The 14,511-nt window shown below is 63.4% G+C and carries 17 protein-coding genes; 11 read left to right on the top strand and 6 right to left on the bottom strand.

Going from position 1 to position 14,511, the window contains the following annotated elements; translation table 11 throughout:
• The 3 genes from IQ25_RS04880 (at position 1) to IQ25_RS04870 (ending at position 1,768) form a co-directional block, all read left to right on the top strand.
• Positions 1–1,131: a GNAT family N-acetyltransferase gene (locus tag IQ25_RS04880; RefSeq protein ID WP_144902928.1), complete on the top strand. Its 1,131-nt coding sequence runs from the start codon at positions 1–3 to the stop codon at positions 1,129–1,131.
• A 68-nt stretch (positions 1,132–1,199) separates the two neighbouring features.
• The gene (locus IQ25_RS04875) at positions 1,200–1,460 is read left to right on the top strand and encodes a ribbon-helix-helix domain-containing protein (protein ID WP_144902925.1); all 261 of its coding nucleotides are present in this window, start codon (positions 1,200–1,202) and stop codon (positions 1,458–1,460) included.
• A complete protein-coding gene (locus IQ25_RS04870) occupies positions 1,457–1,768 on the top strand; it encodes a type II toxin-antitoxin system RelE/ParE family toxin (protein ID WP_144902923.1) in 312 nt (103 codons plus the stop codon). Before IQ25_RS04875 ends, IQ25_RS04870 begins: the two co-directional genes overlap by 4 nt.
• A gap of 11 nt (positions 1,769–1,779) precedes the next feature.
• Here the strand turns inward: IQ25_RS04870 and IQ25_RS04865 are convergent, their stop codons facing one another.
• Complete coding sequence (locus tag IQ25_RS04865) at positions 1,780–2,118, bottom strand: SEL1-like repeat protein (protein ID WP_144902920.1); 339 nt, start codon at positions 2,116–2,118, stop codon at positions 1,780–1,782.
• 295 nt (positions 2,119–2,413) lie between these two features.
• Between IQ25_RS04865 and dksA the strand changes: the two genes are divergently transcribed.
• From dksA to IQ25_RS04845, 4 genes are all read left to right on the top strand, one after another.
• Positions 2,414–2,872: an RNA polymerase-binding protein DksA gene (dksA, locus tag IQ25_RS04860; RefSeq protein WP_144902917.1), complete on the top strand. Its 459-nt coding sequence runs from the start codon at positions 2,414–2,416 to the stop codon at positions 2,870–2,872.
• 179 nt (positions 2,873–3,051) lie between these two features.
• Entirely contained in the window at positions 3,052–3,408 is a 357-nt protein-coding gene (locus IQ25_RS04855) for a PilZ domain-containing protein (protein WP_181447166.1), read from the top strand.
• Between the two features lie 40 nt (positions 3,409–3,448).
• Positions 3,449–4,915, top strand: coding sequence for an ABC transporter substrate-binding protein (locus tag IQ25_RS04850; protein ID WP_144902915.1), 1,467 nt, complete (start codon positions 3,449–3,451; stop codon positions 4,913–4,915).
• 5 nt (positions 4,916–4,920) lie between these two features.
• Positions 4,921–5,349: a DUF4112 domain-containing protein gene (locus IQ25_RS04845; protein WP_246415376.1), complete on the top strand. Its 429-nt coding sequence runs from the start codon at positions 4,921–4,923 to the stop codon at positions 5,347–5,349.
• A 10-nt stretch (positions 5,350–5,359) separates the two neighbouring features.
• On the opposite strand, the gene IQ25_RS04840 is transcribed toward IQ25_RS04845, so the two are convergent.
• On the bottom strand, positions 5,360–5,536 hold the full coding sequence (locus IQ25_RS04840) for a DUF1674 domain-containing protein (protein ID WP_144902911.1): 177 nt from the start codon (positions 5,534–5,536) through the stop codon (positions 5,360–5,362).
• A gap of 74 nt (positions 5,537–5,610) precedes the next feature.
• Between IQ25_RS04840 and IQ25_RS04835 the strand changes: the two genes are divergently transcribed.
• Positions 5,611–6,870, top strand: coding sequence for an RsmB/NOP family class I SAM-dependent RNA methyltransferase (locus IQ25_RS04835; RefSeq protein ID WP_144902910.1), 1,260 nt, complete (start codon positions 5,611–5,613; stop codon positions 6,868–6,870).
• Between the two features lie 197 nt (positions 6,871–7,067).
• The gene (locus tag IQ25_RS04830; RefSeq protein ID WP_144902908.1) at positions 7,068–7,574 is read left to right on the top strand and encodes a hypothetical protein; all 507 of its coding nucleotides are present in this window, start codon (positions 7,068–7,070) and stop codon (positions 7,572–7,574) included.
• Between the two features lie 99 nt (positions 7,575–7,673).
• Here the strand turns inward: IQ25_RS04830 and IQ25_RS04825 are convergent, their stop codons facing one another.
• Both IQ25_RS04825 and IQ25_RS04820 read right to left on the bottom strand, forming a co-directional pair.
• Entirely contained in the window at positions 7,674–8,297 is a 624-nt protein-coding gene (locus IQ25_RS04825; RefSeq protein ID WP_144902906.1) for a hypothetical protein, read from the bottom strand.
• 56 nt (positions 8,298–8,353) lie between these two features.
• Positions 8,354–9,349, bottom strand: coding sequence for a sterol desaturase family protein (locus tag IQ25_RS04820; RefSeq protein ID WP_144902905.1), 996 nt, complete (start codon positions 9,347–9,349; stop codon positions 8,354–8,356).
• Positions 9,350–9,585: 236 nt separating this feature from the next.
• Here IQ25_RS04820 and IQ25_RS04815 point away from each other — a divergent pair, with 236 nt between their 5' ends.
• Both IQ25_RS04815 and IQ25_RS04810 read left to right on the top strand, forming a co-directional pair.
• Complete coding sequence (locus IQ25_RS04815; RefSeq protein ID WP_144902903.1) at positions 9,586–10,176, top strand: biliverdin-producing heme oxygenase; 591 nt, start codon at positions 9,586–9,588, stop codon at positions 10,174–10,176.
• The gene (locus tag IQ25_RS04810) at positions 10,166–12,742 is read left to right on the top strand and encodes an HWE histidine kinase domain-containing protein (RefSeq protein ID WP_246415377.1); all 2,577 of its coding nucleotides are present in this window, start codon (positions 10,166–10,168) and stop codon (positions 12,740–12,742) included. Before IQ25_RS04815 ends, IQ25_RS04810 begins: the two co-directional genes overlap by 11 nt.
• Positions 12,743–12,842: 100 nt before the next feature.
• Here IQ25_RS04810 and IQ25_RS04805 read toward each other — a convergent pair whose 3' ends face one another.
• On the bottom strand, positions 12,843–13,556 hold the full coding sequence (locus IQ25_RS04805; RefSeq protein ID WP_144902900.1) for a M23 family metallopeptidase: 714 nt from the start codon (positions 13,554–13,556) through the stop codon (positions 12,843–12,845).
• 187 nt (positions 13,557–13,743) lie between these two features.
• Positions 13,744–14,502: a ferritin-like domain-containing protein gene (locus IQ25_RS04800; RefSeq protein ID WP_181447184.1), complete on the bottom strand. Its 759-nt coding sequence runs from the start codon at positions 14,500–14,502 to the stop codon at positions 13,744–13,746.
• Positions 14,503–14,511 lie beyond the last annotated feature (9 nt).

Below are 14,511 nucleotides of genomic sequence, written 5' to 3'. Positions count from 1 at the left end.
GTGACCTATACCGCGCGCATTCACAAGTCCGTCTCGGAAATCGCCCCCGAGGACTGGGACCGGCTGGCAGGCGACGGCAACCCTTTCGTATCCCACGCTTTCCTCAAGCTGCTCGAGGACTCGGGTTCTGTCGGCGGTCGCTCCGGTTGGTCGCCGCTGCCCATCGTGATCGAGGGCGGAGACGGGAGACCCGCCGCCGCACTCCCCGCCTATCTCAAAAGCCACAGCCAGGGCGAATATGTATTCGACCATTCGTGGGCGGATGCTTGGCAAAGGGCAGGGGGCAACTATTACCCCAAGCTGCAGATCGCAGCGCCGTTCACGCCCGCGACAGGCCCCCGCCTGCTGCTCGGAGACCGCCCGGACCTTGCGATCCCGCTCCTGCGCGCCGCGGAACAGCTGTGCGACAACAACGGGCTCTCTTCGGCCCACGCCACCTTCATCGAACCCGGACAACTGCCCCTGTTCGAACAGGCCGGATGGCTCCCCCGCTCCGACATCCAGTTCCACTGGGAAAACCGAGGCTACGAAAGCTTCGCCGATTTCCTGGGGGCTCTCAGTTCCGAAAAACGCAAGAACCTGCGCAAGGAACGCGCCAAGGCGCAGGACGGCGTCGAGATCCGCCAATTGACGGGGGATGCCATCCTTCCCGAACATTGGGATGCCTTCTGGGTTTTCTACCAGGACACGGGGATGCGCAAATGGGGCCGCCCTTACCTGACCCGCGCCGCCTTCGACCTGATCGGCGAGCGCATGGCCGACAAGGTGCTCCTCGTCCTCGCCTTCGACGGAGATGAACCGGTGGCAGGGGCGCTCAACTTCATCGGAAGGGACGCTCTTTACGGTCGGTACTGGGGCGCAGTGGTGGATAAGCCCTTCCTCCACTTCGAACTGTGCTACTATCAGGCGATAGACGCAGCCATCGCACTGGGCCTGTCACGGGTGGAAGCGGGCGCTCAAGGCGGCCACAAGCTGGCAAGGGGGTACGAACCCGTCCAGACCCTCTCTGCCCACTACATCGCCGACCCGAACTTCCGCAGCGCCGTGGCTGACTTTCTGGAGCGCGAACGGGCAGGGGTGGCGCAGGATCAGATGGTACTGGGCACGAGGACGCCGTTCAGGAAGGGGTGATGCTTGCCCACGCGCATTCCGCCATGTAAACAATATGCGAGAATATCTCGACACGCTGAGGTGCGCGCATGGGAAAATCAGTCAGCCTTAACGTCCGCGTCAGTGGTGCCCTTGGCGAGTTCGTAGCTGCCAACGTCGGAGAGTCCGGCACTTTCGAAAATGTCAGCGAATACGTTCGCGATCTGATCAGGAAGGACATGGAGCGAGTGGAGCGGGAGGATGTCGCCCGGCTCAAGGCGGAACTCCAGCGCGCCTTTGCAACCCCTGAGGCGGACTATGTGCTCTTATCTGCCGAAGACATTATCGAACGGAACAGTCGGTCAAAGTGACCCGTTACCGCATAGAACCCTCTGCAGCGGCACGGCTCGACGAGATTTTTGTCTACACGCGTGATGTGTGGAGCGTCGAGCAGGCGGAAAAGTACATTCGCGATCTGTTCGAAAAGTTCGCAGCAATCGCGGAACGGCGGGTCATCTGGAAGTCGATACCTGCAGAACTTGGCGTGAAAGGCTGGTTCTGCCGTCACGAACGGCATTACGTTTATTGGACTGAGCAAGCCGACGGCGAGATCGCAATTGTCGCTGTGCTGCACGAACGCATGCACAGGATCGCGCGCATAAAGGCAGAGTTTGGATAACTACGCCGCTATCAAGCCGCCGCCCGACCGCTCCGCAGCCACTCACGCGCCCGGCGCTGGGCCTCGGCAATCTCGCGTGCGGTCATTTCGTCTGCCACATCCGCACGGCACTGTGCCGCTTCGTCATGCCCGCCAACAGCGGCAAGATTGAACCACTTGTGCGCTTCGATCAGGTCGCAGTCGACGCCGTGGCTGCCGGTCGAATAGGCCACGCCCAGATCGAACAGCGCATTGCTGTCACCATTCGCTGCGGCCGCCAGACACGTTGCCACCAGCATGTCAGCAACATCATGCGATTCAGTGATCGGTGCGGCTTCGTCCGCGACCAGCTTGATCCAGGCTTGTCCCATAACCGTTTACCCCCTTCGGGAAGCCCGAACTCCCGGACTTCCGACAGAGACAAAGGTCAACGATCTTGGTCAACAAATGGTTAACGCCGAAACGAAACCGTTTTCCTATGAAACAGTTTGGGAAAACCCTGTGCGCGCGCTCACGCTTCAGTCGTCATTAATGCATCATAACCGCCTAAGTGCTTGTGCCCGTCACAGGCCAATCCTATAGGCGCGCCAAGACAAGAGCTTGCGCGCCTGAGAAGGGGAAGATGCAGGCCGGGAGGGGCGGATAGCTTGTTATGCGGAGGGCCGAATGGCTGGGGTCTTGAGTGACGAGATTGACGTTCTGGCAAAAGCGCGACGCGCCCTGCCAGGTGATTATGTGCCGAGTGACAGCGAACCCTACATGAACGAGGCGCAGCAGGATTATTTCCGGCGCCTGCTGCTTGAATGGAAGAAGTCGATCCTCTCTGCCGCCGCCGGCACCTTGTCGGCGCTGCAGGACGGCCCGATTCGCGAACCTGACCTCAACGACCGCGCGTCGAGCGAGACCGACTGGGGCATCGAACTGCGGACCCGCGATCGCCAGCGCAAGCTGATCGCCAAGATCGATTCCGCCATGCGCCGGATCGATGAAGGTGAATATGGTTACTGCGAAGTGACTGGCGAACCGATCGGCCTTGGCCGCCTGATCGCCCGTCCGATCGCGACGATGACGGTCGAAGCGCAGGAAGCGCATGAACGCAGGGAAAAAATCTCGCGCGACATGTGATGGGTTGGGCTGCCTCCGAGCAGCCCCCCAAGCATAACAATCAGGTTAACGCAGCTGCGCGCTAATTCCTTGTTTACCTTGCCCGTTTAGGAAGAATCGACGAACAAGCGCTATGCCCGTTCACGCGGGTGCGGAAGCCTCCGCTGGCGTTGACTAACTCGGGAACGGCAGGACCTTTGGTGACAAGCACCGACCATCGGCAATTGGGGCGCGACAGCCTGTTCCTGATGGCGGAAGTGCGCCTGTCGGGGTCCGAGGCAGAGCATCGCGTGAAAGTGCGCAACCTCTCGGCTGGCGGCATGATGGCCGAAGGCGGGATGAAGGTGCTTCGCGGCACCCCGGTTGAGGTCAACCTGCGCAACATCGGCTGGGTTGATGGCGTCGTAGCCTGGATTCAGGACAATCGCTTTGGCATCGCCTTCATCGAGGAAGTCGATCCCAAGCTGGCCCGCGCACCGGTCGGCACGGGCGCATCCACGCCGCGCTTCGTCAAGCCACCCATTGCCACGCAAGTCGGGCCGCTCCGCAAGATCTGACCTTCTGGACGCACGGGGCCTGCTGGCCTAGGCTCCCACGATGTCCCTGCGTTCTGCCGTCATTGCAGCCATGACTCTCGCGCTCTGCGCTTGCGGCAAGTCGCGTGATGGCACGCTCGAGATCGCGGTCATGGGCGATTCCGGCGCACTCAAGGAACAGGGCCTGCGCCTTTCTCCTGCAGCCCAGCTTGTCCGCTCGGCAACCCACGAAGGGCTTGTCGGCTTTGACGAGCAGGGCCGCGTCGTCCCCGCCTTGGCAGACCGCTGGATCGTCACCGACAATGGCCAGAGCTACATCTTCCGCCTGCGCGATGGCACCTGGCCCGATGGCAAGCGCATCACTGCCGATGCCGCCGCCGCTGCCCTGCGCAAGACCATCGCGGGCCTCAACGGCAGGGCGCTGGGTCTCGATCTCGCCGCGATCGACGAGGTCCGCGTCATGGCCGACCGCGTGATCGAGATCGATCTGTCCGCCCCCGTGCCCGAACTGCTCACCCTGCTTGCCCAGCCTGAATTAGCTCTCACCTGGCGCGGCAAGGGCACTGGCCCGATGGTTCGCGGGAGTGACGAGGAAGGTGCGCAGGTCTTCACCCTGATCCCGCCCGAACAGCGCGGCCTGCCCAAGCAGCCAGATTTCACCCGCCGCGCCCGCAAACTTGCAATCACCTTTACCACGCCCGACAAGGCCGTCACCCGTTTCAACGATGGCTATGCCGATGTCCTGCTCGGAGGGCGGATCGATACCATCCCGCTGGCAGGCTCGATCGGACTCACCCGCGGCAACGTCCAGCTCGATCCGGTGATCGGCCTGTTCGGCCTGATGGTCGACAGCACGCAAGGCTTCCTCGGCGCCTCCGCCAACCGCGAGGCGCTGGCCATGGCGATTGACCGCGATGCCCTGATCGGCCGCTTCAACATCGGCGGCTGGCAACCCACCACCCGCGTGGTCTCGCCTGATGTCGAGGATGATCTCGGCACCATCGGCGAACGCTGGCAGGGCATGTCGATGGATGAACGTCAGACCCAAGCCGCAGCGCGCGTGGCTGCGTGGAAGAGCGGGGGCAGGGGCATTCCCACGCTCAACATCGCGATGCCCGGCGGGCCCGGATCTGCCCGCGTGTTCGACCAGTTGCAGGTCGATTTCGCGCGCATCGGCCTCTCGATCCGCCGCGTTGGCGAGCGGGACCGCGCAGACCTGCGCCTTATTGACGTGGCCGCGCGCTATGGACGCGCCACGTGGTTCCTCAATCAGCTCTCCTGCACAGTGCAGAAATCTGTCTGCAGCCCGGTAGGGGACGAGCGCGTGGCCGAAGCGCGCAAGTCCGCCGATCCCGCCGCCCGCGCCGCTCTCCTGTCAGAGGCCGAGGCCGAGGTCACGTCGGCCAACGGCTTCATTCCCATCGCCCGTCCGTTGCGCTGGTCGATGGTCCGTAGCGGCACGCCGGGCTTTGCTGCCAACCCGTGGGGCTGGCATCCCTTGCCGCCGATGGCATGGCTCCCCAGATAAGGGGAATGAACCAGACTTCCCACGCCGCTCGCCCGCAGCGCCTGCGCCCCGAACTGCCGGGCCTCGGCAACGATGCCGCCTCGGTGCGCCAGCGCGTGGAGATGCTCGAACGCGTGCTTGAACGCAGCTTCACCATCCCCGGCATCCGCCGCGACGTCGGCCTCGATGCCATCGCTGGCCTCGTGCCGGTGCTGGGTGACGTGCTGACCGCCGCAATGGGCGCCTACATCGTCTGGGAAGCGCGCAACCTCGGTCTGCCCAGGTGGAAGCTTTGGCGCATGGGTGCAAACGTCGCCTTCGACACCGCGCTCGGCGCCGTGCCGCTGGTCGGCGACGCCTTCGACCTCTTTTTCCGCTCCAACTCCCGCAACCTCAAGATCCTGCGAGCCCACCTCGACAAGCACCACCCTGAGGCCAAGGTGATCGAGGGCTGAAGCTCACCCCTCAGAAATCAATCGCGATCCCGTTCTTTTCCCAATCGCCGAAGCGGGTGGGGTCGATCCCGTCCGGGTCGTCGCCGCGCTCGATGGCCTTGGGCGCAGGGGCGGGGTCGTTGGTCCAGTGCGCGGGCGGGGTGAAGTCCGCGGGGCGCTTCGTCGCACGGGGAGTGGGCTTTTCCATGCTCTTGCAGATGGCGCGTCTCAGGCCGAACTGCAATTGCATATTGGGGCACAAGCGCCGATAGGCTCACCGTTATGGCCCGTTCCACACCTGCCGATGAAGTCCCCGGCGTCCCCGCCCGCCGCGCCGCGCTGCGCCTGCTCGATGCCGTGCTGCACCGTGGCGATCCGCTCGATCAGGCCGCGCCCCCGGTGCTGCGCGCCATCGAACGCGGCGATGACCGTGCGCTTGCCCTGGCCATCGTGCAGGAATCGCTGCGCTGGATGGCCGATCTCGATGCCCTGATCGATGGCGCGACGAAGCAGGCCCTGCCCGAAGATGCCAAGGTCCGCTCGGTCCTGCGCCTGATGCTGGCACAGGCCCTGCGCCTGAACCTGCCCGGCCACGCCATCGTCGCCACAGGCCTGCCGCTGCTGACCGGCGGCCCGCGCCGCTTGGCCCATGGCGTTTTCTCCGCCGTCACCAAAAGCGGCGCAAAACTGCCCGAGGCTCCCACGCTTCCGCCCGCCGTCGCCGCGCGCTGGCAGGTTGCATGGCCCGAACGGCTGGATGCGATTGCCCAGGGCCTTGCCGTCCCGCCCCCGCTTGACCTCACCTTGCGCGATCCCTCACAGACCGAGGCATGGGCCGAACGCCTCGGCGGCCAGTCGCTCGCCCCCGGCCACGTCCGCCTCGCCCGCGCCGGTGCCATCGAAGCGCTCGACGGCTTCAGCGAAGGGGCATGGTGGGTGCAGGACCTCGCCGCCAGCGTGCCCGCGCGCCTGCTGGGCGAGGGCAAGGGCCGCCGCGCGCTCGATCTCTGCGCCGCGCCGGGCGGCAAGACCCTGCAACTCGCCGCCGCCGGGTGGGACGTCACCGCGCTCGACAAGTCCGCCCGCCGGACCGAGCGCCTTGCCGAAAACCTCAAGCGCAGCGGCCTCACCGCTGAAGTCGTCGTCGCCGATGCCCTGAACTGGCAGCCCGAAGGCCAGTTCGATGCCATCCTGCTCGATGCCCCCTGCAGCGCCACCGGCACCTGCCGCCGCCATCCTGATGTGCTCCACCGTCAGGCCCACCTTGCCGAGCTGACCGCCCTGCAATCCGCCATGCTCGAACGCGCCGCCACCTGGCTCGCGCCGGGCGGCACGCTGGTCTATGCGGTCTGCTCGCTGGAGCGCGAGGAGGGCGAAATTCAGGCCCTTGCCTTCGACAAACTGACGCCCGCCCCCATCACCGACTCCGAACTGCCCGCAACTCTCACCGCCACCAACGGCCGCTTCCGCTCCGATCCCGGCATGCTGGCCGAACAAGGCGGCATCGACGGATTTTTTGCCGCGCGGTGGGTGAAGGGTTAGGGCCAAGCGAACCGACGAAGGCGCCAGCCCTTCGTCGCCCCCCCATGCCCGCTCGTCCACATTTCGTATCCGGCACCGAAGGCAGCCGTTGGCGCAGGCGAACCGAGAACGTCCGCTATCGGAGTGTTTTCGACAAAAGCTGCTCGTCAGCGCACGACGCCATTGCGGACAATCTTTCAATCCATCACAAGAAGGAGATGACCCGCACGCAGCAATTGGCATTTGTCGAATTCGTAATCTCTGACGACGCTGCATTTAACCGCTTGGCGACTGTTGCTGGTCAATTGCGGAAGCAGAAAAACGGCGACGGCATTCGGGATGAGAATTTCTGGCTACGCCTTTTCACTGTCTCGGATCTCGCGGAATTTTGGTGGCCTAGCGAAGCAGAAAGGGAACTCTGGAATGAGTTCTGGTTCTCTACCCCACTGCCTGATCGCCACAGCCCCGAAATGCCTACACCGCCTTGGGATTTCGGCTCAATGATCGATGCTATTTTGGACGGTGAATACGAGTTGGTTGGGGTTCGAAAACTTACGCAAGGGCGCGCGCGGTTTGAACTTGATCCGCACTCTTATCCCTATGGAGGAATCGATTCGGTGAGGACTTTGGTCCGTGCCTTTGGCCACAGCATCACCGGGTGTGACGACGGAACGGGATACCGTGATGGCGATGTGCAAGGCCCGCGTTGGAGCGGGGTAATGTGAAGTAGGCGTCCAATTTTGATCGGCTTGAATGCCGCTCCTGCCCCAATTCAGCACCTTCGCAAAATTGCCACACAGCGGACGTTGATCAAGCTCCCCAGCCTAACCCTCACCGGCCAACTTCCGCCGAAACGTCCGCCGCACCAGCCACGGTTCCAGAAACCGCCCCACAAGGTACAGAAACGCAAAGATCCCCGCGAAGACATAAGCCGCCGTTGCCGAAGGCTTGCGCTTGCGCGATTTGCTCTCGCCGTCCTTGGGCTTTTCGGGCGCAGGCGCGCCAAGGAACTTGTCGACGGGGTTGAGCGTCAGGACCGGTTCGTCCTTCTTCTTCTCGTCCTTCTTGGCACCCTCGGCCTTCTCTTTCGCCTCGGCCTGCGCCTTCTGGTATTCGGCCACGGCCAGCGTCAACTGGCCAAAGCCCACGAACACCAGCGGCAGGATGAAGCAGAACAGCATGAACCGGCTGACCAGACGGTAGCGCAGCACCATCCCGCCCGCCGTATCCTCCACCCGCAGCGATCCCTTCTCGAACACCGAAAGCGGGTCCTGCGCGGCGGGCGATCCCTTGGTGTAGCGCAGTCCCTCGCCATCGCGCTGGTACTGCGTGTCCGGCTCGTCCAGCACCGGCGCGACCCGCTCCAGCGCTTCAGCGGTGCTCAGGCCTTCGGGCACCGGCACTTCATCGCGCACCGTCCAGATCCAGTCGATGAAGCGCAGGTTCACGCGAGGCTTCTCCGGGCTCACCGGTTGCGTCCAGGGTGATGCAATCGCGGTTCCGCTCATTCCGCAGGAACCGCCGTCTCGGGCATGCTCGCGCCGCGCCCGAGCTTCGCCTTTATCGTCTTCCAAGCCTCGGTGAAGGGATAGTGCATCACTTCGCGAATGTGCATGCGGCGCCCGCCTTCCATGCCCAGCAGCTCCGCCTCGCCATCCACGCAGGTGCCGAACATGCGGTCGATCACGATCCAGGTGCCAGCATAGTTGCTGCGCGTGGCTTCGTAGTCCTGAGAGTGGTGGACGCTGTGATGCTCGGTCGTGTTGAACAGGAAGCGCCACCAGCGCGGCGTGTTGAAGCGCGTGTTGATGTGCTGGTAGGTGCTCACCGCCAGGCCAAAAGTGCCCGCCAGCAGGAACGCGCGCGGCAGGAAGTCGAAGAACCCGCCGATGCCAAGGCCGATCAGGAACAGCTCCACCGGATTGCCCACCGCGCCCTTGTTGATGTTGAGCTGCGTGATGTAGTGGTGCGGCGCGTGGGTCAGCCACAGCGGGTACCAGTTGTGCATGCCCCGGTGCATCCAGTACTGCCCGAAATCGAAGATGAACGAGATCAGGAATGCCTGCAGCAGCAGCGGCAGCCCGGTAAACCACGCCACCTTGGCCAGATCGAAGTTGTTCTGCACCATGCCGATGATCGCGTCAGACCCGATGAACTGGTCGACAATCCGCAGCACGGTATAGCCAAGGCCAACATAGAACAGGTCGGTCACCAGTTCCTTCCACGTCAGTTGCCATGAACGGTGCCGGGGATTGACCCACTCCAGCCCCAGCAGCACCAGCTTGAACACGATGCCGATCGCGATGCCGGTGGAAGCCACCGCCCACTCGTTGGGCGCGTAGTACCAGAACAGCAGGAAGCCGAAGAAGGTAACCGGCTGGAACCAGGTGAAGAACGCCCGCTTGAACGCGCCGCCCTCAACCTTGGGCAGGTTCTCCCACCCGACGGTTACCGGTGCATCCGCCCCGATGATCCGATTGCCAACGCGTACACCTGCCATCTGCCACACTCCGGAACGCACGACACAAGCAGGGTCAAAACCCCGCTATTCGGGAGGCACTATGGGAGGATCTCGCCGCAGGTATACGCGTCGAATGACGTATGTTCTTTAAGGCAGGAAATTCAGCGCCTTGCTGAAAAGTCAGGCTCAAAAACTGCACGCGACGTCGAAATTGTGCGGTCACCGCAGAAACTTTTCGCAATGATGTGCATTTTGGGGCTTGATGCAAGTCTTGTTTGGTCGGTGGCGCGTTGGATATTTCTGTTACTTCCGGGCAACCGGCCCGCATGTTCCTTCGCGAACAAACACGTGCAGACCACGATCGTGTCGACGAAGCCTTTGGCCAGTTTGACCTTGCCCATCGTGATGATTACCGTTTGTTTCTGCTGGCTCAGGCAAGCGCGTTAGCCTCGCTCGAAACGTCCCTCGACGAAGCGGGGGCAGGGCAGATCCTCGGCGACTGGCCGGCCAGGCAGCGTTCGCACCTGCTCAAATCCGATCTGTCCGATCTCGGCGCAGACTTCCCCCTCGCGAAGCAGCCCGCTCTCACGTTCTCCTCGACTGCAGAAGTGCTTGGTGCACTCTACGTGATCGAGGGCTCGCGGCTTGGCGGGGCAATGCTCGCGCGGCGTGTGCCGGAAGATCTACCTCGCCGTTTCCTCGGCGATTCAGCGTCATTGCGCTGGCGGACCTTGGTCGACCTTCTCGACCGCAAGCTCATTTCCCCGGATGACAAGGCTTCTGCCCTGGCCTCTGCACGCAAGGTGTTCCGTCTCTTCGAAGAAGCGGCACTGGCACAAGCTGGAGGCTGTGTCCTTGAGTACTGACTACGCGGTCGATCTGACCAATTGCGATCGTGAACCGATCCACATTCTTGGCACCATCCAGCCCAGCGGCTTTCTGCTCGCCCTGACCAGCGACTGGATGGTCGCGCGGGCATCGGTCAACCTGCCCGAGTTCATCGGTCGCACGGTGGACGACGTCCTCGGACAGTCGCTCGATCAGGTGTTCACGCCACAGGCTGTCCACGACCTGCGCAACCGAACCACGATGCTCCGTGGGCCCGACTCGGTCGAGCGGATGTTCGACGTGCCGCTGGTGGATGGCAAAGGAAATTTCGACGTCGCCATCCATTACAGCGGCCGCCAGATCGTGATCGAGGCAGAGCCATCGCGTGGCCATCTCGGCGATGTCACCAGCATCGTCCGTTCCATGTTCGCCCGCCTCGATCAATGCCAGAGCATGACCGCTTTCTATCGCGAAGGCGCCCGCCAGATCCGAGCGTTGATCCAGTTCGACCGGGTCATGGTCTATCGCTTTGCCGCCGATGGCTCGGGCGAAGTCGTGGCCGAGGCCTGCCGCCCGGGTATCGGCCAGTTCCTCGGCCTGCACTATCCAGCCACCGACATCCCTGTGCAGGCGCGTCAGCTGTACCTGCGCAACATGCTGCGCGTCATCGGCGATGTTCACGCCAAGCCGGTCCCGATCCACCCCGCGCTCGACGAGAACGGCGCCCCGCTCGACATGTCGCTTTCGCTGCTGCGTTCGGTATCGCCGATCCACATCGAATATCTCAAGAACATGGGCGTCGATGCCTCGCTGTCCATCTCGATCATCGTCGATGGGAAGCTCTGGGGCCTGTTCGCCTGCCATCATTATTCAGCCAACAACCCGAACTTCGAACGTCGCGCCGTCGCCGAACTCTTCGCCCAGATGTTCTGCATGAGGCTGGAAAGCCGCGAGCGGCAGGCTACCGTCGAATACGAGCGCCGCGCCCGCGACATTTCGGACCAGTTGCTCGGTGCCGTGGCATCCGATGAAGCCCTGCTGCGCGATCCTGACTGGCTGGCAGATATCCTCACTCATGCGATCCCGGCAGACGGCGTCGGCGTCTGGCTATCGGGAGGCTATGCCTTTTCGGGGCAGTGCCCGCCGACAGAGGATTTCCGCCGTATCGTGCGGGCGCTCAACGCAACCGCGGCGGGGAAAGTCTACGCCACCGACAATATCGGTTCGCTGGTGCCGGATGCAGAGCACTTTTCCGACAAGGCCGCAGGGCTGCTCGCCATTCCGATTTCCCGTTCACCGCGCGATTACGTCGTGCTGTTCCGGTCGGAAATGGTCCGCTCGGTGCGCTGGGCGGGCGATCCGCACAAGCCGGTGGAATATGGCCCGAACGGCCCGCGCCTTACCCCGCGCCAGAGCTTTGCCGAATGGAAGGAACTTGTCCGGGGTAAATCGCAACCCTTCACGACCTCAGAGCTGCGCGTGGCTGAAACCTTGCGCGCAACCCTCATCGAAGTGGTGCTGCGGCTATCGGACGAAGCCACGGCCGAACGCCAGCAGGCAGGCGAGCGGCAGGAACTGCTGATCGCAGAGCTCAACCACCGCGTTCGCAACATCCTTGGCCTCATCCGCGGCCTCATCCGCCAGTCACAGGCAAGCGACCCGGCGCTGTCTTCCTTCGTCAAGCTGATCGACGGGCGCATCCATGCTCTCGCCCGCGCGCACAACCAGATCACCGAGGATCACTGGGGACCGGCCCCGCTGCAATCGCTGATCGATGCCGAAGCGGCCGCCTTCATGGTCGATGCCACGCGCATCCGCAGCAGCGGCGAGCCGGTCATGCTGAACCCGCTTGCCTATACAACGCTGGCGCTCGTGCTGCATGAATTGGTCACCAACTCGAACAAGTACGGTAGCCTTTCGCTGCCCGATGGCCACGTTTCGATCACCTGGTCGTTCACGGCAAAGGGCGATCTGTGCGTGCAATGGCGCGAGATCGGCGGGCCCCCTGTCAAGCAACCCAAGCGCAAGGGCTTTGGCACCACGATCATCCAGCGTTCGGTGCCCTACGATCTTGGCGGCGAAGCCCATGTCCGTTTTGCCATAGGAGGGTTCGAAGCCGACCTGCTGATTCCCAAGCGGCACGTCGCCGAAGCTTCAGGAGCGTCGCGCACGATCCATTTCCCCAAGTCGGGCCCCGGTCACGCCGAAGAGCCGCCGATGAATCTTCTTGCCGGACAGCGTGTGCTGCTGGTCGAGGACAGCCTGATTATCGCTCTGGATGCCGAAGATATCGTGTCGCGCCTTGGTGCCCAAGAGATCGTCACGGCGGGTTCGGTAGACGCCGCACTTGATCTCATCGACACTGCGCCGCCGACGGTCGCCATGCTCGATATCAACCTTGGCATCGGCACGAGCTTTCCTATCGCCGATGTTCTTCATCAGCTCGACATCCCCTTCATTTTTGCGACGGGATACGGAGAACAGGCAAAGTTTCCTGACGTTCACCGGGCACGGCCCGTGGTGCAAAAGCCCTACACGATCGGAAATGTCGCTCGCGCTCTGGCGGCACTGCTGCCGGCCGGCGAGATCTCGGAAAACCAATAAAGGGTCACAAGGCCCAAACAGAAGAGGGCCCCGTCACCGGAGCCCTCTTCCACATCCTCTCCAAGATGCATCGTCTGGCCGGGCCATATGGCCCTTGCCATTATTCCTCAGGACCGCCGCGGCCCGCAGCCTTGTCATTGCTGGCATAAAGCGAGTCGCTCTTGCCCTGCATGTAAGGCAGCGGATTGACCGCTTCGCCGGCAACTCGGACTTCGTAGTGCAGGTGCGGGCCGGTCGAGCGGCCGGTCGAGCCGACATAGCCGATCACGTCGCCCTTGCGGACCTGCTGCCCTTCGGCAACCGCCACGCGCGACATGTGGCCATAACGGGTTTCCATGCCACCGCCATGATCAAGGCCGACGAACAGGCCATAACCGCCGAACCATTCAGCCTTTTCCACGACGCCATCGGCGCTGGCGCGGATCGGGGTGCCGGTCGGGGCGGAAAGATCGATGCCCTTGTGCGCGCGACGGCCACCAAGCACCGGGTGTTCCCGCATGCCGTAACCGCTCGAAAGGCGGGTCATCGACACGGGCGCCAGCGACGGGATCGAAACCGAAGCCTTGCGGATGGTGGTGGGGCGCGAAGAAGGCAGGATGCCGTTGTCGAGCTGCTGCCAGCTGGCGAAGAGACGGCGGAATTCTTCATCGCCGCGATCGGCCGAGACGCCTGCCTTGGCAGCTTCGGCGGCGCGAAGCGGAGCGGCGATGTCTGCGGAAGAAGCGCTGTTGGCGAAAGCCGGAGCGGAAGAGAATGCAACAATCGCCGTAAGGGCGCTGAATACAGTCTTGAAGGTGTTGGTGTTGAACAACATTACGACCCGTACGACCTTTTTCTCGGCTCTCCGCTCCCGGCCGGTGCGACCTTTGAAGCGGCAAGCCCTGAACCCCCAGAGCGAACCCGTTTTATGGCAGCAGGCAGGTTTCGGCCCGCCGCCTTGGGATATTTCAGAGTTGGTCGGAACCCCCCGCCATCTCGTGAATTGGGGTATGCGTGGCAGGTTACAGGCAGGCAACCCCTGCCATCATTTCGCGCGACAAACCGGCTGACCGGCGCGCCGAGTCGTTGAACGGCGGCTTAACCACGCCGCGGAAGTGCCGATCGACCAGCATTTTCCAAAGCTTGGGCGGCGATTCTTCCCTCATCTGACACACCTCCGCGAAATGTGTTGTGCCGAAGCGCACATGGCGGATTTCGTCGTCAACGATTCTCTGCAGGATGCGCGCAGAGCGTTCGTCTCCCGCCTTCAGGAACCGCTCTACCGTCATCGGCGTCACGTCCAGCGCACGCGCTTCCAGCACCATCGGCACCACCGCGAGCCGCGCGGCCACATCGTGTGCTGTCTCGCGCGCGGCGTCCCATAGCCCGTCGTGCGCAGGCATTGCCCCGTAGAAGCTGCCAAGCGTGCGCAACCGCCGCGCGATCAGGGCAAAATGCATGGCCTCGTCAGCCGCGACCGATAGCCAGTCGTCTATGAACTGCCTCCCCATCTGGGCGCCGAACCTCCCTGCCGCATCGAGCGCCAGGTCGATCGCCACGAACTCGATGTGGGCCAGCGCGTGGAGCAGCGCGATCCGCCCGTGTTCCGACCCGCGTCCACGCTTGGGCATGGCTGCGGGCGGCAGCAGTTCGGGCTTTGCAGGCCGCGCCGGATAGTCCGGCATGTCCACATCGAAGACCAGCGCCAGCTCGCCCGCCCGCCAACGCCGCACGACATCGCGCGCTGCCATTACCTTGGCAGTCGGCTCAGCCGTCAGCATCACCGCGCG

Origin of the sequence: Novosphingobium taihuense (assembly GCF_007830315.1) — a bacterium.
Classification (GTDB): domain Bacteria; phylum Pseudomonadota; class Alphaproteobacteria; order Sphingomonadales; family Sphingomonadaceae; genus Novosphingobium; species Novosphingobium taihuense.
This window is presented reverse-complemented; position numbering and strand designations above follow the sequence as displayed.